The organism is Maribacter sp. (assembly GCA_020629415.1).
GTDB classification, from domain to species: Bacteria; Bacteroidota; Bacteroidia; order Flavobacteriales; family Flavobacteriaceae; genus Maribacter; species Maribacter huludaoensis.
Genome location: JAHDDL010000002.1, coordinates 83,215 through 106,054, shown reverse-complemented (window position 1 = coordinate 106,054; position 22,840 = coordinate 83,215). Strand labels below are relative to the sequence as shown.

Annotated in this window: 19 protein-coding genes; 6 read left to right on the top strand and 13 right to left on the bottom strand. The window is 35.1% G+C overall.

Annotated elements, in window-relative coordinates; translation table 11 throughout:
- Positions 1 to 12 precede the first annotated feature (12 nt).
- From QZ657_RS01710 to QZ657_RS01680, 7 genes are all read right to left on the bottom strand, one after another.
- Positions 13 to 2,406, bottom strand: a complete 2,394-nt coding sequence (locus tag QZ657_RS01710; protein WP_291964545.1) for a TonB-dependent receptor — start codon at positions 2,404 to 2,406, stop codon at positions 13 to 15.
- 433 nt (positions 2,407 to 2,839) lie between these two features.
- Entirely contained in the window at positions 2,840 to 3,154 is a 315-nt protein-coding gene (locus QZ657_RS01705; protein ID WP_276473360.1) for a DUF6787 family protein, read from the bottom strand.
- 30 nt (positions 3,155 to 3,184) lie between these two features.
- Complete coding sequence (locus tag QZ657_RS01700) at positions 3,185 to 3,649, bottom strand: DUF6146 family protein (protein ID WP_291964543.1); 465 nt, start codon at positions 3,647 to 3,649, stop codon at positions 3,185 to 3,187.
- Positions 3,650 to 3,716: 67 nt separating this feature from the next.
- Positions 3,717 to 4,349 carry a DUF937 domain-containing protein gene (locus QZ657_RS01695; RefSeq protein WP_291960421.1) on the bottom strand — a complete coding sequence of 211 codons (633 nt, stop codon included), beginning with the start codon at positions 4,347 to 4,349 and terminating at the stop codon, positions 3,717 to 3,719.
- Between the two features lie 70 nt (positions 4,350 to 4,419).
- Complete coding sequence (locus tag QZ657_RS01690; RefSeq protein WP_291960423.1) at positions 4,420 to 5,370, bottom strand: D-2-hydroxyacid dehydrogenase; 951 nt, start codon at positions 5,368 to 5,370, stop codon at positions 4,420 to 4,422.
- A 161-nt stretch (positions 5,371 to 5,531) separates the two neighbouring features.
- Positions 5,532 to 6,596 (bottom strand): 3-phosphoserine/phosphohydroxythreonine transaminase, encoded by a 1,065-nt coding sequence (gene serC / locus QZ657_RS01685; protein WP_276473364.1) that lies wholly within the window; start codon positions 6,594 to 6,596, stop codon positions 5,532 to 5,534.
- A 70-nt stretch (positions 6,597 to 6,666) separates the two neighbouring features.
- Positions 6,667 to 7,731: an acyl-CoA reductase gene (locus tag QZ657_RS01680; RefSeq protein WP_291964541.1), complete on the bottom strand. Its 1,065-nt coding sequence runs from the start codon at positions 7,729 to 7,731 to the stop codon at positions 6,667 to 6,669.
- An 89-nt stretch (positions 7,732 to 7,820) separates the two neighbouring features.
- Between QZ657_RS01680 and QZ657_RS01675 the strand changes: the two genes are divergently transcribed.
- On the top strand, positions 7,821 to 8,171 hold the full coding sequence (locus QZ657_RS01675) for a 4Fe-4S dicluster domain-containing protein (RefSeq protein WP_276473366.1): 351 nt from the start codon (positions 7,821 to 7,823) through the stop codon (positions 8,169 to 8,171).
- 169 nt (positions 8,172 to 8,340) lie between these two features.
- Here the strand turns inward: QZ657_RS01675 and QZ657_RS01670 are convergent, their stop codons facing one another.
- From QZ657_RS01670 to QZ657_RS01660, 3 genes are read right to left on the bottom strand one after another with little or no spacing between them, the layout of a single operon-like run.
- Positions 8,341 to 11,460 (bottom strand): TonB-dependent receptor, encoded by a 3,120-nt coding sequence (locus tag QZ657_RS01670; protein ID WP_291964539.1) that lies wholly within the window; start codon positions 11,458 to 11,460, stop codon positions 8,341 to 8,343.
- Positions 11,461 to 11,474: 14 nt separating this feature from the next.
- On the bottom strand, positions 11,475 to 12,488 hold the full coding sequence (locus tag QZ657_RS01665; protein ID WP_291964537.1) for a FecR family protein: 1,014 nt from the start codon (positions 12,486 to 12,488) through the stop codon (positions 11,475 to 11,477).
- Positions 12,489 to 12,545: 57 nt separating this feature from the next.
- Positions 12,546 to 13,124, bottom strand: coding sequence for an RNA polymerase sigma factor (locus QZ657_RS01660; protein ID WP_291964535.1), 579 nt, complete (start codon positions 13,122 to 13,124; stop codon positions 12,546 to 12,548).
- Positions 13,125 to 13,325: 201 nt separating this feature from the next.
- Between QZ657_RS01660 and ychF the strand changes: the two genes are divergently transcribed.
- On the top strand, positions 13,326 to 14,420 hold the full coding sequence (gene ychF / locus QZ657_RS01655) for a redox-regulated ATPase YchF (protein WP_291964534.1): 1,095 nt from the start codon (positions 13,326 to 13,328) through the stop codon (positions 14,418 to 14,420).
- Here ychF and QZ657_RS01650 read toward each other — a convergent pair.
- Both QZ657_RS01650 and QZ657_RS01645 read right to left on the bottom strand, forming a co-directional pair.
- Positions 14,417 to 14,710, bottom strand: a complete 294-nt coding sequence (locus QZ657_RS01650; protein WP_291961947.1) for a chaperone modulator CbpM — start codon at positions 14,708 to 14,710, stop codon at positions 14,417 to 14,419. The genes ychF and QZ657_RS01650 overlap by 4 nt on opposite strands.
- A gap of 1 nt (position 14,711) precedes the next feature.
- Complete coding sequence (locus QZ657_RS01645; protein WP_291964532.1) at positions 14,712 to 15,617, bottom strand: J domain-containing protein; 906 nt, start codon at positions 15,615 to 15,617, stop codon at positions 14,712 to 14,714.
- A 237-nt stretch (positions 15,618 to 15,854) separates the two neighbouring features.
- Between QZ657_RS01645 and QZ657_RS01640 the strand changes: the two genes are divergently transcribed.
- The 4 genes from QZ657_RS01640 to QZ657_RS01625 all read left to right on the top strand — a co-directional run bounded on the left by QZ657_RS01640 (position 15,855) and on the right by QZ657_RS01625 (position 21,908).
- Complete coding sequence (locus tag QZ657_RS01640; RefSeq protein WP_291964530.1) at positions 15,855 to 17,720, top strand: DNA topoisomerase IV subunit B; 1,866 nt, start codon at positions 15,855 to 15,857, stop codon at positions 17,718 to 17,720.
- Positions 17,721 to 17,745: 25 nt separating this feature from the next.
- Positions 17,746 to 20,406, top strand: a complete 2,661-nt coding sequence (locus tag QZ657_RS01635) for a DNA gyrase/topoisomerase IV subunit A (protein ID WP_291964528.1) — start codon at positions 17,746 to 17,748, stop codon at positions 20,404 to 20,406.
- 8 nt (positions 20,407 to 20,414) lie between these two features.
- On the top strand, positions 20,415 to 20,843 hold the full coding sequence (gene mscL / locus QZ657_RS01630) for a large-conductance mechanosensitive channel protein MscL (protein ID WP_291964526.1): 429 nt from the start codon (positions 20,415 to 20,417) through the stop codon (positions 20,841 to 20,843).
- Positions 20,844 to 20,951: 108 nt separating this feature from the next.
- A complete protein-coding gene (locus tag QZ657_RS01625; protein WP_276473376.1) occupies positions 20,952 to 21,908 on the top strand; it encodes a sterol desaturase family protein in 957 nt (318 codons plus the stop codon).
- 121 nt (positions 21,909 to 22,029) lie between these two features.
- Here the strand turns inward: QZ657_RS01625 and QZ657_RS01620 are convergent, their stop codons facing one another.
- Positions 22,030 to 22,839: a TerC family protein gene (locus QZ657_RS01620; RefSeq protein ID WP_291961955.1), complete on the bottom strand. Its 810-nt coding sequence runs from the start codon at positions 22,837 to 22,839 to the stop codon at positions 22,030 to 22,032.
- Position 22,840: the final 1 nt, after the last annotated feature.

The window sequence follows — 22,840 nt, the reverse complement described above, 5'->3', positions numbered from 1 at the left end:
TAATATTTATTCTTAATAGTTAAAAATTAGGCGCAGACGTATATTTCTGCCCATGTCGTCTGCAAAATATCGTTGCCTATTTAGGTAGTCACGATAATTGGTATTCAATAGGTTGCTTGCATTTAGACCCACAGTAAAATCGTTTTTATTTTTTAATGAAAAAGATGCTTCTGTATTTAGAGCTAAAAGGTGATAAGCATCTGGTGGTGTATTTATGTCCAGAATCACATTTTCTTGCTGTTCTGGAGAAAATACTTCAATGTTATCAGGATATCTTGTTTGTTCAAAAACATACTGACTTTCTAAACTAACTAGAAAGTTGTTCCATTTAGGATTTGTATATGTAATACTGTTAGAGAAATTTACGGCAGGCATATTTATAAGCGGAGTATCTGTATCTGTATCCGTTCCTCTTACCCAAGCAAACTTATGGTCCGTTCTTATATGTGAAGACCAATTTTTGTATAAAGATGCATCAAGTCCTAATAAAACAGCGTTAGTCTGGCGATAAGACCATACAGGGAAAGCTCCTCTAAGCGTAAATTCTACACCCGTAGGTTCCACAAGTATAAAGTCTTTTATACTGTTTAGAAACGGAGCAATAGTATAGCCCCAGGTATTGGTGTTTCTTTCTAAAGATGCTGAGAATTTAGATGATGTTTCGCTTTTAATTCTTAAATCGCCTAATTCTATACGTGCCGCAGAATGATGTAAACCATCACTGAACAATTCTGAAGGATTGGGCGCTCTTTGTGAGTAAGCGTAATTAAAACGTAAATGATCTTTGTTGTTTAATTTGTAATGCAACCCTGCTGTGCCAGAGAAATTATGGTAGTCAAAAACAGGATTAACAAGTAATTGCGTGCCCAAGTCCTCAAGAATTATATCCGAAAAATCGGTATCGTAGCCACGTTCTTCCCATCTTGATGTCCTATAGAATTTTTTAGCATCTATTCTACTATAGTCATAACGAGCTCCGGCATCTATGTTCCAATCACTGTTAAGTTCATAGCTACCTATAGCATAAAGGCCAAAGTCGTATTTGTCATAATCAGGAATTAGCCTTCTGACACCGGTATCAGGGTTGGCAAAATTGGTTTGAAATCTACCTAATGCCCCTACTTTAAAATCAAAGCCTTCTTTGGCATCAAATTTTAAATTGGTCAATAAGGAATGTGTGGTCAATTTTAAATCTAACGATGCTTTGTCTGCATCATCACCTACACGAACATCATATTCTAATCTTCTATTTTGTTGAAAATCATATTGTGAGGTCCATTTTCCAAATCCTTCAAATCTTTTATAGTAACTAAGTTTACCCAAATGATGGGTTACTTCTTGGTAGGGTTGGTCAATATCATAGGTAAAATCGTTGATTACGCTAGGTACATCACTATTAATGGCAGTAATTAAATCATCTACATTACCAATATGTGAGGCCCTTAAAATTCCAATTTCTGAATTAAAAAAGGAATAGTAACCTTCCCATCCTCTTTCAAAATCGGTTTTTCCAGCATTAAGGGATAGACCACTTTCTTTTATACCAGTGTTTGAAAGTATATAATCTGGAGCTTCTAAATCCCCTAATTTTTTATAAGAACCTTGTGCCTTAATATACAGACCGGATTTATAAGATTTGGTCAATGTAGATGTAATATTTCCGCCACGACCATTTGAAGCAAGATTTAGTTGTGTTTTACCAAACAAAGAATCTGTTCTAACAACAGGTAGTGCTTCTAAAACAATTACCCCGCCAATGGCATCACCACCGTATTCTATAGCGGCCGCGCCCTTGATTACACTTATGTTTTGATTTGCATTGACATCTACGTTAGGGGCATGTTCCTCACCCCATTCCATGTCCTGCATACGAACGTTATTATTCAGAATTAAGATTCTACTGCCTTTTAAGCCTTGTATTACCGGTTTTACAATATTACCACCTGTATTTAACGTAGATACTCCGGCTATTTTTTTAAGTGCATCGCCTAAACTGTTACCGCTATTACGCTCTATATCTTTTACGGATAAAACATTTTCTTGTGCAGAATTGGTGGTCTTTTGTATATCACCTATAACCTTAACTTCCTTTAATTCTTCTAAGTGATGTTCTAATCTTATTTCAGAAAACGTGTCACCATTGATTGTTACCGTAATAAATTTGGTGGTACATTCTGGGTGGGAAATCTCTAATTCTATAACTCCATCACATAGATTTTTAAAGGTAAATTTTCCATTTTCTTTAGAAACTGTAGAAAGATTTTTACCGGTTATATTGATAGTTGCTCCACTTAACGTACTGTTGTCATGGAAATCTACTATTTCTCCTAATAGAATTGAATTGCAATCTTGAGCGTAAGCTATTGTATAACAAAAGATTGCAAAAATATATAAATATGATTTCATTATATGATTTTAGCGCGAATAGGTACCGATGCAGAAATTGACATCGATTATTTTTTTTCTGGGAGTGAGTTAATTCTGAATAGGGGGAGGCCTGCCAAACGTTGCATACCTGAAATAGGAAGAAGGAACTTTACTAACAAAAGGCGATATTTTTTTACCTGTATATATTATCAACGGTAAAAGAATAAATATCAATGTAGCAACAAACGTAAAATCTGAATTTAGATTTTGTACTGCAAAATCACAAATGCTACAATTCTCAATTGTATCTACAGCATTATCTTGATGAGTGTAAACATGAAAAGAAGTCACCTTAATAAGCATAAGGCAAAACAAAATAAATACAGAGAAGTATGTAAATATTGATTTCTTCACAAAGCTAAATTACTAAAAGAAGTAGAACTGAATGTTAAAGAAAACCTAACACGGTTATTTAAAAGAGAAATCCTAGTCCTAATCTTTTAAGCATTTTTTTTTCAAAGGCCCAAAAGAATTTGAATTGTCCAAATAACCAGCCATATATTACCAATAATATCTGATAAAACGGAAAAATCAGTAAAATACGTAAAATCCAATAGATTGCAGAACCCCACCATGTATCTGCAAAATTAGCTTGTTGTAAGCCAATTAAATTTAAAAAAGGTTTTGCAACATATACAGAAGAAGATCCTGTAATGGCAAAAACTATGAAAATAATGATTAATTGAAAATTGCTGGTAACGCCCCAGCGTTCTTTTAATTTTTGCATGACATCTATTGAATGCCGCAAATATACTTTTTAAATGCGGGGTACAAAAGGACCTAAACGTTGATTGTACTTTCTTTGAAAATAGATGAAATAATTATACAATTTATAATTTACTTCATATCCATAATCTATATGACGAGCGTAATCTATTTGTAGTTCATATAAATTGGGATTAAACCTAGTGGGTTGTAATACTCTATTATTCCATTCTAAAACCATGATATAATTTCTATTCTCAAGAAAACTTTGAGAATAATAGCCCTCAGGTTTTGCAACGGAGTTTAACCAAACATTAAAACCAGGTTCTATTATAATTATTTCGTATTCTGTTTTGTCGCTTGAAATGGTAATAGTGTCTCCTTCAACTTGTTTAAAGGCCTGCTCTTCATCACTAGATATAGATAAAGATTCTTTTGAAGAACCGCAACAAACCATAAATGATGCAAGCACAGCAAGTAAAAACAAATTCTGAAATAGTAAATAGTTCTTTTTCATAAGTTATAAGATACAAAAAAACCCACTTGCACCTGCAAGCGGGTTATTTAGATAGAATTTTATAAAATTATTTACCGAACAAGCCTCCTAAAAGACCTCCTATACCGCCACTACTTTTATTACCCCCCATTACCATACCGGCAACATCATCTAATATGCTACCATCACCATCAGCATCTAATAAAGAGGTAATTAAACTTTGGTTTTCCTGTGGCTGTCCACCTAGCATACTTCCTAATAACGCATTCATTCCCGTACTGTCATTTACGTTACTTTGTGCAGTTTGCTTACCTATCATTCCCATAACTATAGGAGCGGCTATCTTTAAAATTTGGGCAACCGAACCAGAATCTATACCGGATTTTGAGCTTAGGGCACTTTCTACCTGAGGTTGTTTGTCACCAAACACATGTCCTAAAATACCGGCGCCGTCTGCCATTACACTATCGTCAACTCCACCGCCAAAAAGGCCTCCTAGATTGTCTAGAATACTACCGTTGTGATTGCTAGATAAGGCACTCATTAAACCTTGTGCACCTTCTGGTGTAGAAACATTTTTCTTCATAGCACCAAGTATTAACGGCATAGCCATACTTAGTACATTTGCGGTTTTATCTGCTGGTTGATTTGTCTGACCTGCAACTCCACTAATTAATTGTTGCCCCATTGGGCTATTTAATAAATCTAATAATCCTGCCATTGTAATGGTTTATTTTATGTTTATGTTGTAAAATACAAAAAAGCGAACACAATTTTGATTATCTGTAACCTTAATTTAATAATGAAATTATCTGTTCCGCTAGTTCTAGTCCTATTCTTTCTTGAGCTTCTAAGGTTGCAGCACCAATATGTGGAGAAAGAGAAATGCTTGAATGCATCAATATTTTAATTTCTGGTTTTGGTTCGGATTCGTATACATCTAAACCTGCAAAAGCTACCGTGCCGTTTTCTAAAGCATCAATAAGGGCAACTTCATCCAAAACTCCACCTCTTGCAGCATTAACGATGCCTACACCTTTTTTCATTTTTGCAAATTCCGATTGGCCTAAAACATAATCATCTTGTCCGGGAATATGTAGGGTTATGTAATCGGCCTGCTTAAGTAAATCTTCTTTTGTTGAATTTTTTAAATTAAAAACTACCTTTTGTCCATCAAAAAACGAAAGTTCAACGTCGGTTTGTTCTACCTCTGGGTCACAATACATGACGCTCATACCTGCGCCAATGGCAAGTTTTGCAGTTGCTTGACCTATATTGCCAAAACCGAAAATACCTAGGGTTTTTCCTCTTAGTTCGGTGCCTTTTGAATATGATTTCTTAAGTCCTTTAAAGTTGCTGTCTCCTTCTAAAGGCATATTTCTATTGGCGTCATATAAAAAACGGGCGCCACCAAAAAGATGACCGAACACTAATTCCGCTACAGATTCTGATGAAGCGGCAGGTGTATTGATTACATGTATGCCTTTTTCTTTTGCATAGTCAACATCAATGTTATCCATGCCAACACCACCGCGGCCAATTAGTTTAAGGGTAGGGCAGGCATCGATCAATTCTTTTCTGACCTTTGTGGCACTTCTTACTAATAAGGCATCGATCTTATTTTCATTAATATAATTTACCAACTGCTCTTGAGCAACGGTCGTTGTCAAAATTTCAAATCCTGATTTCTCAAGTACGGCAATACCGTTTTGAGAAATACCATCATTTGCTAATATCTTCATATAATTTGCTCGTTAATCGAGATTTTATTGTTCTAAGGTTTTCAGTACGGTATGAGCGTACCTAAAATTTTACGCTGAGTTTTTTAAGCAATACACTCATCGCATAGTTAAGCGCATATTTCCTTGTTCTAATTATGGAAAGAAATGTTCAGGACAAGTGATTATCCTTTTCGCTCCATTTCACTCATAACATCTACCAAAACACCAACACTTTCTAAAGATAGCGCATTGTACATACTGGCTCTGTAACCACCCACTGAGCGGTGACCGTTTAAACCATTTATACCGGCTTCTTTTAGCATATTGTCAAAGGTTGTTTTTAATGCTTCGTCAGTAATGTTGAAGGTTGCATTCATTAATGAACGGTCTTCAGTATTTGCATAGCCTTCAAAAACTGGATTTAAATCAATCTCAGAATACAACAATCTTGCTTTCTTTTCATTCACTTCTTCTATTGCAGCTATACCACCAAGATTTTTAAGCCATTCTAAGGTTAGCATTGAGGTGTATACCGCAAAAACAGAAGGTGTGTTGAACATACTATCTTTAGATATATGTACTTGATAGTCTAGCATAGATGGGATTTTTCTAGAAACTTGACCTAGAATCTCTTCTTTTACGATAACTAGCGTTGTTCCTGCTGGTCCCATATTTTTTTGTGCACCGGCATAGATTAAATCGAACTGAGAAAAATCCAATGTTCTGGAAAAAATATCAGAACTCATATCACATACCAAAGGACAGTCTGTCTTAGGGAATTTTTTGAATTGGGTACCGTATATTGTATTGTTTGAAGTAATATGTAAATAATCTAAACCAGTTGGTACGGAATATCCTTTTGGAATGTACTTAAAGTTTTCGTCTTTAGACGAGCCCACTTCCACTACTTCTCCAAACAATTTTGCTTCTTTGATAGCTTTATCGCTCCAAGTACCTGTATTTAGATATCCGGCTTTTTGTTCCAATAAGTTATATGCTACCATTAAAAACTCAAGACTTGCTCCGCCTTGTAAAAATAGTGCTTTGTATCCTTTATCCTTTAAATCTAAAAGTTCTAATGCCAACGATCTTGCATTCTCCATTACGGCCACAAAATCTTTACTTCTATGTGAAATCTCTACAAGTGAAAGTCCGGAACCATTGAAGTCCATAACGGATTCAGAAGCTTTTAATAATACTTCTTTTGGTAAAATACATGGTCCGGCACTAAAATTATGTTTTTTCATTTGTCTGTAAATTAAGGATGCAAATGTCAGAATTTTTTAAAGATTTTTCGATACGGAACGGTATTTAATTCTAAGATGTTCTCAACAAGAAATCAACTGTGTCTATACCATCGGCATAATCGTTCAAGGAAGGTTTTTGGGTGTTGCCAAATGAAATCTCACCATCTATAAAGCCAGAAGATACAATACATTGAATTTTGTCCTCATGTTTCTTTAAAGCTGTTTTTAATTCTATAGCATTTTCATAATACTCGTAAAATAAAGATGCGATAGGGGAACCAAAACTTTCTTCCTCTTTTAAAATAAGAAAACCGTTATCTAAAATTTTAAACTCGCTCATTAAATACACCGCCTTATTGTAGTCATAATTATTAGCGTATTTATGATGGTTGATAATATCATTGTAGGGGAACATGGCCTTGTAAAAAGTATCTATATCGTAGTTTTTTGGGATATAGATTTTCGATACACTTCTGCAGCCTAAACCAAAATATCTAAATATATCTTCGCCCAAAGCTGTTAGTTCTTTAGAACTTTCCTTTCCGTTTAAAACAGCTATAGAGTTTCTGTTTTTTCGTATAATATTTGGTTTTTTGCTAAAATAGTATTCAAAATATCTTGCAGTATTGTTACTGCCCGTTGCTATAACTGCATCGTAATTTGTTAGCTTTTCTTTGGTGAAGGTTACTTTGTCCTTAAAAGATGGTTCAATAGCAATTAAATAATCAATTATTAATGGAATTAGCTTTTGATCGTTGCTCGATAATTTTACAAGCGCTTTGTTACCCGTAATTAACACGCACAGCAGGTCATGAAATCCAACCAAAGGAATGTTTCCTGCCATTATCAAAGCAATAGTCTTTTCTTTATTAATTGTTAAATCATAATTGTTCAACCATCTTTCTATGTTTTGCTTGGTAAGTATATTGCCCCATTCGTTATAAGCATGTACACAATTTTCTTCTGAAAACCATCCATTATAATGTTGCGCTTTTTCAGCCTCGGATTTAAAACGCGCTATCCATTCGTCATTTAAATGCTCAGAAATGGTGTTTGTTGTGACTAAATGGCAAAATGTTCTTAGAAAATTTCCAAGTTTAACAAAAGCTTCTATAGTAGGGTTGCTATGGGTCATTATATTTGTATACTAGTTGAGGAGGAATTACCTTTGTGCAAAAATAAGCATGCCCGTTCTTTTTTGGGCATTTTAACGTAGAAGAAATTATGGCAATTATAATAACAGACGAATGTATTAATTGTGGAGCTTGTGAACCTGAATGTCCTAACACCGCAATATATGAAGGAGCAGATGAATGGAGATACGCTGATGGTACTTCTTTAGAAGGCAATGTTGTTTTACCAAATGGTAAAGAAGTTGATGCCAATGACGTTCAAGAACCTATTAGTGATGAAGTGTATTATATAGCACCCGATAAATGTACGGAATGCATGGGATTCCATGAAGAGCCACAGTGTGCAGCAGTATGTCCTGTAGATTGTTGTGTGCCAGATGATGATCATGTAGAAACTGAAGAAGCACTTTTGGCAAAGCAACGTTTCATGCACCCAGAATAAAAAATATTATAAGTTTTAAGGGATATTACCTTAAGATTAAGGATTATCTTATTGCATAACAGAAATGTGGTAATGGTTTTTACAGGCTTAAAAATCACTTAACATACTTATAAATGAAAAAAGCTACCTAAATAAATAGGTAGCTTTTTTTAATAAAACTAAATCAAAACTAAAATTTATAATTCAACGATAGGTTGAACATTGTACCTAATTGGCTAAAGTGATAACCATCATAAGTCATTTGAGAATAACGTTGGTTAAAGGTTATTAAATTAGATTGGTTTTGAGTTTGTGCAGCATCGGCTAATATGGCATCACCTGCAGCATTTTGTGAAACAAAACTCCATTCAGGCAGAACATTCAGCAAATTGTTGATGTTAAGTGCAATAGTCAATTTGTCAGAAGCGCTATAATTAACTCCTAAATCTGTAACAATTTTAGGGTCAAACTCAGTACCTAAATTAAAGTTGCCGTTTGCATCTGTACTTAAACCTTGTTGAAAAAAGCTTGTTTTACCAAATAAGGTGTTGTTCAATGAAAAACCGAATTTGTTGATTTCATAATTAGCACCTAAGATCCATTTTGTTCTTGGTCTCGATGTAAAAAATAAAGCTTCTTGCGTTTGGTTTACTACAGATTGGCCTGAATTTGCAACTAAAGCAATATCCTTTACCGGTCCGTCTAATTCATTTTGAATTGTATAGTTACCTGATAAGTTTAAATCTAAGCTTCCTTCACCAATATTAATTCCTTTGTAAGCTAGAACAACATCTACACCAGAGGTTTTAGTGTCTATAGCGTTAGAAAAGAAGCTAACATCACTTAAATTGTTATTTGCCAAAAGAACATCTAAAGGATTTGTTGGGTCCCCACTTCCGCCTATTTCATTACCCAATACAATTCTATCTTTTACTTTAATGTTGTAATAATCAAAAGTATAGCTGAATTTGTTAGCAATTTTCCCTCCAAAACCAACAGTAAAGTTAGTAGAAGTCTCAGCATCTAATTGTGGTATACCCAAAAGTTTTGCTTGGGTAGAAACGTTGTTGATTAGACCACCGACTTGAATACCTTGACCCGGCACAAAACTATACTGTGCTTTTTGAGTGTAAATTTGGTGAAGGGTAGGAGCTCTAAAACCAGAGGAAATAGAACCTCTTAAAGTGAACGCATCACTAAACTTATAACGCGAACTAAATTTGTAGATGAAAGTATTACCAAAATCAGAATAATTTTCTGTTCTTATAGTACCGCTTAGTAAAAACGCATCAGATACATCATAATCTAAACTTAAATATCCACCAATGTTGTAGCGATTGAATTTTCCTGAGTTTTGAGGGGAAGCACCTGCAAATGAATCTGCACCACCACCATCGTAAGATGCCAATTCACCTTCTATAATTTCAAAAGTTTCGGTTCTAAACTCGGCACCAACACCAATACTTACTTTGTCCGAAAGTAATCTTGAAATATCAATGTTACCTACGTTATGAGAAAACCTAGTTCCTCCCGGATCAAATGACTGTTGGCTATTTTCTCTATATAATTCTGAACCTTCAGTTATTTCGCCGTCATCTACAGAGCCATTACCATTGGCATCTATAAATACAGAAGGAGAATATACAACGTTTCTATTGTGGGTATTGTTTACCTTGTACGTTTGTAAGTTGCCACCAGTAGTAAAACTTGCATCAATATTCCAATCGTTTATCACCGATTTGAAACCAATAGTTGCATTATAATCACTTAATAAACCTTCAAATGTTGGTAAGTATCCATCGTATCCACCAGCTGTATTTGGATTGTCACCGGGAAAGAAATCAGCCAGGTAAGGAAAATCATCAACTGTTCTCCAATACGGTGTTCTATAGTTTGCAAAACTATTTACTGCTTTATAAACATAGGCGGCATTACCATATAAAGAGGTGTTCGCACTTAGGTCATATCCTAAATTTACAGAAAACTTTGCAGCCGCAGTTTCGGGCGAACCGTTAATGTTCCCTGCATCGGGGCGTCTAGATAGGAATTCTTGTACATCTGCAATATCAGCGCCAAAATCACCAGCTTCACCGGCTGCATCTACCGTACCTGGTCTATTCGCTTGATTAACTTTAGATAAATCTACAGTGTAGTTTACAAAACCTTTGTCATCACCAATTGTGGAACCATTATTAATTGCAACACCGAACATTTCTCCATCACCTTCAGATGTTATTCCTGTTCTCAATGTAGCAGAACCATCATTTGGTGAATCTTTAAGTATAATGTTCATTACGCCCGCAATAGCATCTGATCCATATTGTGCAGAGGCACCGTCACGTAAGATTTCAACTCTTTTAATTGCATCTGTTGGTATAGCTGAAATATCTGCACCGGTTTCACCACGGCCCGGAGATGTCTGCGTATACAATAATGCACTTAAGTTCTTACGTTTACCGTTAATCAAAATCAATGTTCTTGACGGTCCCATGTTTCTAATTTCGTAAGGATCTAATAACGATGTTGCGTCATTTACGGGAGTTTGTACCGTATTAAATGATGGTATTCTGTATTGTAGGGCCTTGTCAAAAGTTGCCTGACCTGTAGAGGTCAATTCTTTTACGCCTACTACATCTACAGGTAAAGGTGTGTCTGTATTACTTCTTGGTGCGGTACGAGAACCTACTACAATAAATTCGTCTAACTGCATACCTTCGGACAATTGCACGTTTATTGTGTTTTTTCCGGCCGTTGATATTTCTTGAGTAGCGAAACCAATATAGCTAAATACTAGTTTTGCATTGTTAGATATGTTAATGGTGTAATTACCATCAAAATCAGAGGTTGTACCGTTGGTAGTACCTTTTTCAACAATGTTAACTCCTGCCAAAGGCATTCCGGAATCATCTGTCACTTTACCTGAAATACTGTTTTGAACTTTTTTGTTCAAAGTTGTAGCGGTAATACCATTTGTAGCAGAATTAACTTTTAGGACTTTGGCCCTTTCTGCTTTTTTATGGTAAACAACATAATATTTGTTGCCCAGATATTCAAAATCAAAACTAGTCTTGCGTTCTAGTTTATTAATAATTTTATCCAAAGCAGGGAATTTATATTCCTCAGGATTTAAACTGGTACTTGATACCAAAGTTGGGTTGTAGGTGAAAAAGACTTCATGTTTTTCACTGATCTCATTAAGAAATTCGCTCAGGGTAACGTTTTCTTTGAGGTCATTAGCTGCCGTTGCGCTGGTGATGCTTGAAAAAAGCATTACCGCAAGCAGTAATCTCATAAGTTTGTTCGTTCTCATAAATAAAAGTTTAGTTAATTAATAGGGTTTTCTTGTACGCGTAAAATATTATCATTGTTTATAATTCTGGTTCCTGTAGCTTTCTCTATAGCCGCTATACATATTTGTAAGTTTTGATTTGGTATTCCCCCGGAAATGGGTAATTCTTTTAAGTAATCCAATTCATAACTTACTTCAACTCCGTATGTGGTCTCTAGGTTGTACATAACTTCTTTAAGTGGAATTTCATTAAAAGTGTATGTTCCACCTCGCCATAATGCATAGGGAGTTTCAATGTCCACTTTTTTATGTGTTAATTTTTTGCTCTCATTAGAGAAAGAAACTATTTCTCCAGGAATCATTTTAGTAACATCTCCATTGGCAAGTTCTAAGTGAATAGAGCCTTCGTCAAGAACCACGTTTGTTTTTTGTTTTCTTGTATTTACATGAAATTGTGTACCAAGAACTTCAACTTTAAGGTCTTCTGTAATTACCCAAAATTTAGCTTTGGTACTAGGTATAGGTTTTACTTTAAAATAAGCTTCACCTATTAAATTTATAAGTCTAGGGTTTTCATTGTCGTACCATATTTTACTATTACCGTTAAGAACTACAGATGTTCCGTCAGGTAATTTTAGGTCAATAATCTCACCAAAATTGGTCTTATGTATAGTTGTTGTATTATAATTTAAATAAGTATAGGTGGTAAAACCTATTAAAACGAGTAATACAGCAGCTGCCGCTGTAATTATAGAATTGTTTAAGGTTCGTGTTTTCTTAAAATTAGATTTTTTAGAAACGTTTAATCCTACCTTGGGTAAAACATTGGCAAGTGCTTCATTAACCTTTTGGTTGCTTGGGTATTCTTGGTTGAAACTTATACCTATTATTATAGATTTTGCATTTTCTACGGTTTCTAAATGTTCGGTATTGTTCTGGATCCAATTATTCCAATATGCTATATCATTTTTATTAGTGCCTTTGGCCCAGTTTTCAAATGAAGCATCGGATAAGAAATAGTGAAGATCGTATTTGTTCTTTTCGTTCATGTAGTAAGGTGTTCCATTAATAAGAGATGGATCTCTTAAAAATATACCCTACTATTTTCAACTTTTTTTTAAAATATTTTTAATTTGTTGATTTTCAGATGATTTTCTAAGTTTTGTTAAGGCTTTTTGTAATACGTTCAAAACACTTTGGTAGTTCATATCCATTACTTCTGCAATGTCCGAACTTTTCATTTCGCTGTAATATTTTAAGTATAATACTTCTTTTTCTCTTGGTGATAATTTGTTAATGAGGTTGGCTAGGGTAGAAGTACAAAGAAATTGTATTTCTTGGTGTATGGAAATTTCTTCTGCAGAAAATGTAAAATTCGCTTTAAATAATTGCGCTTCTGAGATGGGAACGTTGTTTTGGTTTTTTTGTAATTGTTTTATTAACCTTCTTTTAAAAGATACAAATAAGTACGCTTTTAAATTATTGATCGAATTTTGCTTATCTCGATCTTCAAATAATTGAATAAAGAAATTTTGTAAACAATCCTCTGTCAATTCTTGATCATTGCTCAGTTTTAAACCATAAACGTGTAATTGTGGATAGTACTTTTTAAAAAGTAGACTAAAGCCATTGGCTTCGCCCTTTTTAAAAAAATACCATATCGTTTCATCAGAATGAAGTTCCATAAATTCTTACATGTTCTGGTACCAAAGTAAGAATAATTTCTTAAAATGTGTTAAAAGTATTTATTTTAACTATCCTTTGACTAATTATTTTGGTTATTGCTTAAATAATTATTAGGAAGATCGTTATAAATGTTAGGTCAAATTTTGAATGCATAATCTTCTGGTAAAAACTATATTTGCACCCTTGAAATATTTTAAATTATGAAAGCAGGTATTGTAGGATTGCCAAATGTTGGTAAATCAACACTTTTTAATTGTTTGTCAAATGCCAAGGCGCAAAGTGCAAATTTTCCATTTTGTACCATTGAACCTAATATAGGTGTTGTAAACGTGCCCGATTCCCGTTTGCAAAAATTAGAAGAATTGGTTAATCCTGAAAGGGTTTTGCCTGCTACCGTAGAGATCGTGGATATTGCCGGTTTGGTAAAGGGCGCTAGTAAAGGTGAAGGTTTGGGCAACCAATTTTTGGGGAACATTCGCGAAACCGATGCCATATTGCATGTATTGCGTTGTTTTGATAATGATAATATAGTTCATGTAGATGGCAGTGTAGACCCAATAAGGGATAAAGAAACCATTGATATGGAGCTCCAATTGAAAGATTTGGAGACTGTTGAGAAAAAGTTGGAGAAAGTAAAACGGGCCGCTAGAACAGGAAATAAGGATGCACAGAAAGAAGAAGCTGTTTTATTGGCGATAAAAACTGGATTAGAGGCCGGTACTTCAGTTAGGGCCATAGAAATAGAAGAAGAGTCTAGGGCCGAATTTGTAAAACCTCTTCAGTTCATTACGGATAAACCGGTTATGTATGTGTGTAATGTAGATGAAGAAGCTGCCGTATCGGGTAACGCATATGTTGAAAAAGTGAAAGAAACTGTAGCGGCCGAAAATGCAGAGGTTATATTTTTGGCAGTAGGTACAGAAGCGGATATTACGGAGTTGGAGACTTATGATGAACGCCAAATGTTTTTAGAGGATTTAGGTTTGGAAGAGCCAGGTTCTGCAAAATTGATACGTGGAGCCTACAGGTTATTGGATTTAGAGACTTACTTTACGGCTGGTGTAAAAGAAGTTCGTGCATGGACAATTCCTGTTGGTGCAACTGCTCCACAAGCAGCCGGTGTTATACATACCGATTTTGAAAAAGGTTTCATTAGGGCAGAAGTTATTGCTTATGATGATTACGTGTCATTTGGTAGTGAGGCTAAAGTTAAGGAAGCTGGTAAAATGAGGGTTGAAGGTAAAGAGTACATCGTTAAAGATGGCGATGTAATGCATTTCCGTTTTAACGTTTAATGTTCATATATAGTCAACCGGTCACGTAGCAGTTTTAATTCTTGCTCTAATCGGTTGACTTTTTTTATCATATGGTTTAAAGTGTCTATTCCTTCCATATTAATTCCTAGCTCTTCTCGTAATCTATAAACACGTTCAATTTCTACAATAGAATGTGGTTCAACATAGATTTTATTTTCTATTTGCTGTACTTCTATCATTTCAAATTCTAGAAGGTCCTCTATGAATTCCATTGGAGTTTGTGTTTGCTGACAGTATACTTCTATTTGTATGTAGTTATCTGGATTCATATTATCGTAATTCTGAAAGTTGTTTAAATAATTCCTTTTCTTTTTCTGACAGTTTTGTTGGCATGATCACCTTGTAGGTAATATATAAGTCGCCATGTTTACCTTTTTTCTTGTAAACAGGCATACCTTTTCCTTTTAACTTCACCTTGGTGTCGTTTTGGGTTTCTGGTTTTACTTTTAGTTTTACTTTTCCTGATAAAGTTTCTACTTCAATGGAGCCACCTAATATTGCATCATACAATGAAATAGATTCATTTTTATATAAATCGTCCTTAACTCTTTGAAAGGTAGTATCGTTGTTAATTTCAAAAGTTAAATAAAGATCTCCTTTAGGTCCGCCGTTTACACCTTCGCCGCCATAACCTGAAATTTTAATGGTTTGCCCATCTTCTACGCCTGCCGGTATGGTAATTCTAATTTTTTTATTGCCCAGGTCTAAAGTTTGTTTTTGGTCTTCAAGTATATCTATAAGATTTAATTTTAGGGTAGCATTTAAGTCTTGCCCTTTAAATCGTGTAGACCTTTGTCGACCACCACCAGTAAAACTTCCGCTGGCGCCGCCAAACATAGATTCAAAGAAATCGGAAAAATCTTCATGTGTTCCTGTAGAGCTAGAATAGGTTCTTCGATTTCCGCTGGTAGAACTTCGCTGATTTCTTTTAGCTTCTTCAAAAGCATCGGCATGTTCCCAATCTTTACCATATTGGTCATATTTCTTTCTTTTCTCGGGATCGCTCAAAACCTCATTTGCTTCGTTTATGCGTTGAAACTTTTCTTGCGCGGTTTTATCGTTCGGATTTAAATCCGGATGAAGCTTACGAGCTAATTTTCGATAAGCCTTTTTAATATCGGCTTGTGTTGCTTTCTTGTCAATTTCAAGAATTTTGTAATAATCAATGAATTCCATGGCTGTTTAAATTCTACAATAAATATATTAAAAGAACTATTTTTTGACAATGACTTTGGTCAGTTATCCCTAACTCGTTTAAATAAATTTTTAACGAAATATTTTATGGAACATGATCGGAATAGTAACGGCTATCAACAAAGAGAACTGGTTAATTGTTAATTACTTTAACAGTTAGCTATTTTATCTTTTGTTGAGTGGTGCTATCTTTAACGCAACTTTCATAATTTTTATTAAATGTCTAAAGACACTACTCAATATACCGAAGACAATATACGCTCGCTTGATTGGAAAGAACATATTCGATTACGGCCTGGTATGTATATTGGTAAGTTAGGGGATGGGTCTTCTGCCGATGATGGAATCTATATTCTTTTAAAAGAGGTCATAGATAACTGTATAGATGAATTTGTAATGGGCGCCGGTAAGACCATTGAGATTTCTATTAAGGATAAGGTGGTTAAGGTTAGGGACTATGGTCGTGGTATACCGCTAGGCAAAGTTGTAGATGTGGTCTCCAAAATGAATACCGGTGGAAAGTACGACAGTCGCGCCTTTAAGAAATCTGTTGGTTTAAATGGAGTAGGTACCAAAGCGGTAAATGCCCTATCCAGTTTTTTTGAAGTTCAGTCATCTAGGGATAATCAGTTAAAAACTGCTCAGTTCAGTTCTGGTAACTTAGAAAAAGAAATTGGTCCTGAAGAGACCGGTAAGAGAAAAGGAACCAAGGTTACTTTTATTCCTGATGATACCATTTTTAAAAATTACAAATATAGAAATGAGTATGTTGAGCGCATGCTTAAGAACTATGTGTACTTAAATCCAGGCCTTACCATTGTTTTTAACGGTGAAAAATTTCATTCTGAAAACGGATTAAAGGATCTGCTAGATGACAATAACAATGTGGAGGATATGCTTTATCCTGTTATTCATTTAAAAGGGGAGGATATTGAAATTGCTATTACACATAGTAAAACACAATATAGCGAAGAATACCATTCTTTTGTAAATGGTCAACATACTACCCATGGAGGTACCCACCAGGCCGCTTTTAGAGAGGCTATCGTTAAAACCATCCGTGATTTTTATGGAAAATCATATGATGCATCAGATATTCGTAAATCTATTATATCCGCAATCTCCATTAAGGTAATGGAGCCGGTTTTTGAAAGTCAGACAAAAACGAAATTGGGCTCTACTGATATGGGAGGAGATTTTCCAACGGTTAGAACCTATATTAACGATTTTGTAGGTAAGTATTTAGATAACTACCTACATAAAAATGCCGATACGGCCGAAAAGCTTCAGCGTAAGATTATGATGGCCGAGAAAGAGCGTAAAGAGCTTTCCGGTATTAGAAAACTGGCTCGTGACCGAGCTAAAAAGGCTAGTCTGCATAATAAAAAACTCCGTGATTGCAGGGTGCATTTAGGTGATATAAAACATGATCGTAGATTAGAGACCTCTTTGTTCATTACCGAGGGTGATTCTGCATCTGGCTCTATAACAAAATCTAGAGATGTAAACACGCAGGCGGTTTTTAGTCTTAAGGGGAAGCCGTTGAACTCTTACGGGATGTCCAAGAAAATCGTTTATGAAAATGAGGAGTTCAATCTCTTGCAGGCGGCATTGAATATAGAGGAGTCTATTGAAGATTTGCGATATAACAATATTATTATTGCTACTGATGCCGATGTGGATGGAATGCATATTAGATTACTGTTAATTACATTTTTCTTGCAGTTTTTTCCTGAGCTGATAAAAGAGAATCATTTGTATATTCTGCAAACGCCATTATTTAGGGTTAGAAATAAAAAGGAAACTATTTATTGTTACAGTGATGAGGAGCGCCAAATGGCTATAAACAAATTATCTGGCAAACCCGAGATTACACGATTTAAAGGTTTGGGTGAAATTTCTCCAGATGAGTTCAGGCATTTCATTGGCGATGATATTAGGTTAGAGCCGATAATGTTAGATAAAGCTATGTCAATTGAAGAATTGCTGAGTTTTTATATGGGCAAGAATACGCCTGATAGGCAAAAATTTATTATCAACAATCTTAAAGTTGAAGTTGATTTAATTGAAGATAAAGTAGTATAAACTAGATTAATACGATTGCTTCTGAATGGAAGAAAATGACGATTTGAACGAAGAAATAAACGATAGCCTTTCTGAAGAGAATAATGAACAAACTGATTCATCTGAAGCGCTTACCAGGGTTTCTGGTATGTATAAAGATTGGTTCTTGGATTACGCTTCTTATGTAATTTTAGAACGAGCGGTCCCTGCTATTGAAGACGGATTTAAACCTGTGCAACGCCGTATCATGCATTCTTTGAAAGAGCTAGATGATGGTCGTTACAATAAGGTTGCCAATGTTGTTGGTCATACCATGCAATACCATCCACATGGTGATGCAAGTATTGCGGATGCCATGGTACAAATTGGACAAAAAGACCTGTTGATCGATACTCAAGGTAACTGGGGAAATATTTTAACAGGGGATAGGGCGGCCGCTTCAAGATATATTGAGGCAAGACTGTCTAAATTTGCATTAGAAGTTATTTTTAGCCCTAAAATTACGGAATGGCAAGCTTCTTATGATGGTAGAAAGAAAGAGCCTGTAAACTTACCTGTAAAATTTCCTTTACTATTGGCCCAAGGGGCAGAAGGTATTGCCGTTGGTTTATCTACAAAGGTTCTTTCACATAACTTCGTTGAGCTTATTGATGCTTCAATAAAACATTTAAAAGGACAGCGTTTTAAAATATTTCCAGATTTCCCCACGGCCGGTATTATAGATGTTACCAACTACAACGATGGATTAAGGGGAGGTAAGATAAGGGTGCGTGCCAAGGTTTCTCAATTAGATAAAAACACCTTGGTAATCAGTGAGATACCTTATGGAACCAATACTGGTAGTTTAATTGATTCAATCTTAAAAGCCAATGAAAAAGGCAAGATAAAAATTAAAAAAATTGAGGATAATACAGCTGCTAATGTAGAGATTCTTATTCATCTTCCTTCCGGAATATCTCCTGACAGAACTATTGATGCTCTTTATGCATTTACATCCTGTGAATCTTCCATTTCACCTCTTGGGTGTATTATTGAAGATAATAAGCCTTTATTTATCGGGGTAACGGAAATGCTTAAAAGATCAACGGATTCTACGGTAGATTTGTTAAAGCAAGAACTAGAAATTCAATTAAGGGAGCTTGAAGAGCAGTGGCATTTTGCATCTCTTGAGCGAATATTCATAGAAAATCGTATCTATCGTGATATTGAGGAGGAAGAGACGTGGGAAGGTGTTATTGCTGCTATAGATAAAGGCTTGGCGCCATTTACAAAACACCTAAAACGAGCGGTAACCGAAGAGGATATTACAAGGCTAACCGAAATTCGTATCAAAAGAATATCAAAATTCGATTTGGATAAGGCGCAACAGCATCTAGAGAGTTTGCAGGAGCGAATTGCGGAGGTCAAGCATCATTTGGCCAATCTTATTGAATTTGCTATTGATTACTTTAAGAATTTGAAAGAAACTTATGGTAAGGATAGAGGTCGGTTAACTGAGATTCGGGTTTTTGACGATATTGAAGCTACTAAGGTAGCTATTAGGAACACTAAGCTTTATGTAAATAGGGAAGAGGGCTTTGTGGGTACTTCCTTGAAAAAAGATGAGTATGTAACCGACTGTAGTGATATTGATGATATTATTATGATAACCAACTCAGGTAAAATGATGGTGTCAAAAGTAGATTCCAAAATTTTTGTGGGCAAGGGGATTATTCATGTAGCGGTATTTAAGAAAAAAGATAAGCGTACAACCTATAATATGGTGTACAAGGATGGTAAAGGCGGTCCAACCTATATAAAGCGTTTTAATGTAACCAGCATAACAAGGGATAGGGAGTATGATCTAACGACTGGTAAGGCCGGGTCTCAGGTCTTGTATTTCTCCGCCAACCCAAATGGTGAAGCCGAGGTAATTACGGTTTTACTGCGCCAAGTTGGTAGTATTAAAAAATTGAAATGGGATATCGATTTTTCTGATGTACTCATAAAGGGTAGGGCTTCTAAAGGAAATATTGTAACGAAGTATTCTGTTAAGCGTATAGAGTTGAAAGAAAAAGGCGTATCTACCCTTAAGCCTAGAAAAATTTGGTTCGATGATGTGGTGCGAAGATTGAATGTTGATGGTAGAGGGGAGCTTTTGGGTGAATTTAAAGGTGATGATCTAATACTGGTAATCAATCAAAAAGGTGTTGCCAAAACATTTTTGCCTGTACTTACCTCTCATTTTGACGATGATATGATCGTGTTAGAGAAATGGATTCCTGAAAAACCTATTTCAGCTATTTATTGGGAAGGGGAAAAGGAACGTTATTATATTAAAAGGTTTTTGATCGAAAATGAAAATAAGGAAGAAATGTTTATTTCTGAACATCCAAAATCATATTTAGAGCTTGTTTCTACAGATTGGAAACCTAGGGTTGAAATTGAATTTCCTAAGCCCAGAGGTAAAGAGGCGAAAGAGAATGAAACGGTTGATGTAGAAGGTTTTATATCAATTAAGGGAATTAAAGCATTAGGTAACCAGTTTATTGTAGAAAAAGTTAAGAATATAAATCTTCTTGATCCTGTACCTTATGAACCTGAGGAGCCCGAAGAAGTGGAAAATATTGAAGTGGTTGACGAAGAGGCTTTAGGTTCTGTCGAAGAATCAGAAACTAAAAAAGGTGAAGATGGTACTGCTACCGATGAACCAACTTTATTTGATTAGTCCTTGTTATGAAAAAGTTTTTTGAAGAGTTCAAGAATTTTGCCATTAAAGGCAATATGATAGATTTGGCCGTTGGTATCATAATAGGTACGGCTTTTAATAAAGTGGTAAGTACAATTGTTTCTGCTATTATTATGCCACCGTTGTCCTTGTTGACTGATGATGTTAATCTTTCAAATAAAAAATGGGTTCTTAGGGAAGCTGCAGAATCAGTGGAGGAAGTTGCCATTGTTTATGGTGAACTCATTGAGTCTTTGATAGATTTCGGTATTATAGCGTTTACCATATTTGTTATGGTGAAGTTTATAAATAGGTTTAAGGCAAAATCTGACGATCCCGCCAATAAAGAGGTTGAAACGCCTAAGAATATCGTATTGCTATCTAGCATGGAAAAATTACTACAGGAACAAAATGCTCTACTTAAAAATAAAAAGTAAATAAACTGTTTAATAATTGAGAAGTCTTATGCTTGGATAGAATGTTAAGATTAGACAAATTCTAAGAATAATTTCTTTTATAACTACCTTTACAAAAATTTTTGATTAATGGATTTCACTAACCCCCTGGTGTATGGCGCACCGGCCTTTATTGCATTTATTTTATTAGAATTAACCTATAGCAAAACCCATGGAGATGATGATCTTTATGATTGGAAAGATTTTGCGGCAAGTAGTGTTATGGGAATTGGATCTGCCATTATCGGTCCATTGTTAAAAGTAATCTTATTAGTTGTTCTTTTTGAATATGCCTATGAATTATTCAACCCAATGGTAGATGGTGTTAGAACAAATATAATGGGGTATGAGTCCTTTGGTTATGCTTGGTATGTTTGGTTGCTCTGTCAATTAGCGGATGATTTTACGTACTATTGGTTTCATAGGGCAAATCATGAAATACGAATTTTATGGGCCGCGCACATAGTACATCACTCTTCAGATAATTTTAATCTTGGTACCGCTATAAGAAATGGGTGGTTCACCTTATTGTATAAACCTTTTTTCTATGTCTGGATGCCTATTATTGGTTTTCCGGTAGAAATGGTGGTTGTTTGTCTGGCTATAGAATCTTTCTGGCAGTTTCAATTACATTCCCAATATGTACCTAAAATGGGATTCATAGAAAAAATATTCAATACACATACCATGCATCAGGTACATCATGCGCAGAACGTGGAGTATTTGGATAAAAACCACGGTGGATTCTTAAATTTTTTCGACAAAATTTTTGGGACCTGGAAAGAATATGATGAAAATATTGATGTCAAATTTGGGGTAATTCACGCTCCAAATTCCAATAATCCTTTAGTGATCCTAACTCATGAGTTTAAGGATATTTGGGCAGATACTAAAAAGTCTAAAAAACTAAGTCATAAGTTGATGTACATATTTGGACCTCCAGGATGGAGCCATGACGGCAGTACAATGACGGTAAAGCAGCAGCAACGCTTGTACAAAGAACAGAAGGAGGCTAATCCTGATGTTGCTTTTGATAGGCCTAATTAAACGGTTTAGACCACTGTAGCAGGCTTAGAAACTAATTTGCTGTATAATATCTTAAAATAAATAATCCCGATTGAGCACTGGCTTAATCGGGATTTTATTTTTTTCAGAATTATCTAAATAGTTAATCTACAATCTCATTATTAGGTCTCTTGTTCTTTTTCATACGTAAATCAAAGAATTCAACCATTAATGAGAATGCTATTGAGAAATATAGATAACCTTTAGGTATAGTGCCAACCTCGTTACCAAATACCACTAAGTGACATAAATGAGCTGATTCTGCAATTAGCATGAATCCAATTAATATCAAGAAAGACAATCCTAGTATTTGTATAGAAGGGTGTCTGTTAACAAATTCGCCTACAGGATTGGCAAATAGCATCATGATCACTACAGAGATGACAACTGCTACTACCATTAGAACAAGAGCATCGTTTGGGTTGGGTGAAATACCATTGGTCATACCTATGGCGGTAAGGATAGAGTCAAAAGAAAATACAATGTTTATCACGGTTATTTGAAGTATTGCATTGGTCAAAGAAGTTGATCTTGCTTTTTTTACCTCGCGTTCGTCATGACCCTTGTCTTCAACCTTCTCATGTATTTCCTTGGTGCTTTTGTAAAGCAAGAATAGCCCTCCTAAAAAGAGTATAATTCCCTGGCCACTTATTCCACCGGTAATCCAGTCGCTATCAAATACCCAAAAAGGTTTTTTCATTGAAGTCAATAACGTAATACCGAATAACAAAACAATACGCATTACCATTGCTAGGATCAGACCAATATTCGTTGCTTTTTTTCGTTGTGCAGGGTCTAGTTTGCCTGCGGCTATAGATATGAATATGATATTATCAATTCCTAAGACTATTTCAAGAAAGGTCAATGTTAACAATGCAATCCAGGCATCTGGATTAGTAAAAATTTCAAACATG

Coding starts and splice junctions, on each gene's coding strand:
- QZ657_RS01710 (WP_291964545.1), bottom strand. CDS start 2,406: ATGAAATCATATTTATATATTTTTGCAATCTTTTGTTATACAATAGCT.
- QZ657_RS01705 (WP_276473360.1), bottom strand. CDS start 3,154: ATGCAAAAATTAAAAGAACGCTGGGGCGTTACCAGCAATTTTCAATTA.
- QZ657_RS01700 (WP_291964543.1), bottom strand. CDS start 3,649: ATGAAAAAGAACTATTTACTATTTCAGAATTTGTTTTTACTTGCTGTG.
- QZ657_RS01695 (WP_291960421.1), bottom strand. CDS start 4,349: ATGGCAGGATTATTAGATTTATTAAATAGCCCAATGGGGCAACAATTA.
- QZ657_RS01690 (WP_291960423.1), bottom strand. CDS start 5,370: ATGAAGATATTAGCAAATGATGGTATTTCTCAAAACGGTATTGCCGTA.
- serC (WP_276473364.1), bottom strand. CDS start 6,596: ATGAAAAAACATAATTTTAGTGCCGGACCATGTATTTTACCAAAAGAA.
- QZ657_RS01680 (WP_291964541.1), bottom strand. CDS start 7,731: ATGACCCATAGCAACCCTACTATAGAAGCTTTTGTTAAACTTGGAAAT.
- QZ657_RS01675 (WP_276473366.1), top strand. CDS start 7,821: ATGGCAATTATAATAACAGACGAATGTATTAATTGTGGAGCTTGTGAA.
- QZ657_RS01670 (WP_291964539.1), bottom strand. CDS start 11,460: ATGAGAACGAACAAACTTATGAGATTACTGCTTGCGGTAATGCTTTTT.
- QZ657_RS01665 (WP_291964537.1), bottom strand. CDS start 12,488: ATGAACGAAAAGAACAAATACGATCTTCACTATTTCTTATCCGATGCT.
- QZ657_RS01660 (WP_291964535.1), bottom strand. CDS start 13,124: ATGGAACTTCATTCTGATGAAACGATATGGTATTTTTTTAAAAAGGGC.
- ychF (WP_291964534.1), top strand. CDS start 13,326: ATGAAAGCAGGTATTGTAGGATTGCCAAATGTTGGTAAATCAACACTT.
- QZ657_RS01650 (WP_291961947.1), bottom strand. CDS start 14,710: ATGAATCCAGATAACTACATACAAATAGAAGTATACTGTCAGCAAACA.
- QZ657_RS01645 (WP_291964532.1), bottom strand. CDS start 15,617: ATGGAATTCATTGATTATTACAAAATTCTTGAAATTGACAAGAAAGCA.
- QZ657_RS01640 (WP_291964530.1), top strand. CDS start 15,855: ATGTCTAAAGACACTACTCAATATACCGAAGACAATATACGCTCGCTT.
- QZ657_RS01635 (WP_291964528.1), top strand. CDS start 17,746: ATGGAAGAAAATGACGATTTGAACGAAGAAATAAACGATAGCCTTTCT.
- mscL (WP_291964526.1), top strand. CDS start 20,415: ATGAAAAAGTTTTTTGAAGAGTTCAAGAATTTTGCCATTAAAGGCAAT.
- QZ657_RS01625 (WP_276473376.1), top strand. CDS start 20,952: ATGGATTTCACTAACCCCCTGGTGTATGGCGCACCGGCCTTTATTGCA.
- QZ657_RS01620 (WP_291961955.1), bottom strand. CDS start 22,839: ATGTTTGAAATTTTTACTAATCCAGATGCCTGGATTGCATTGTTAACA.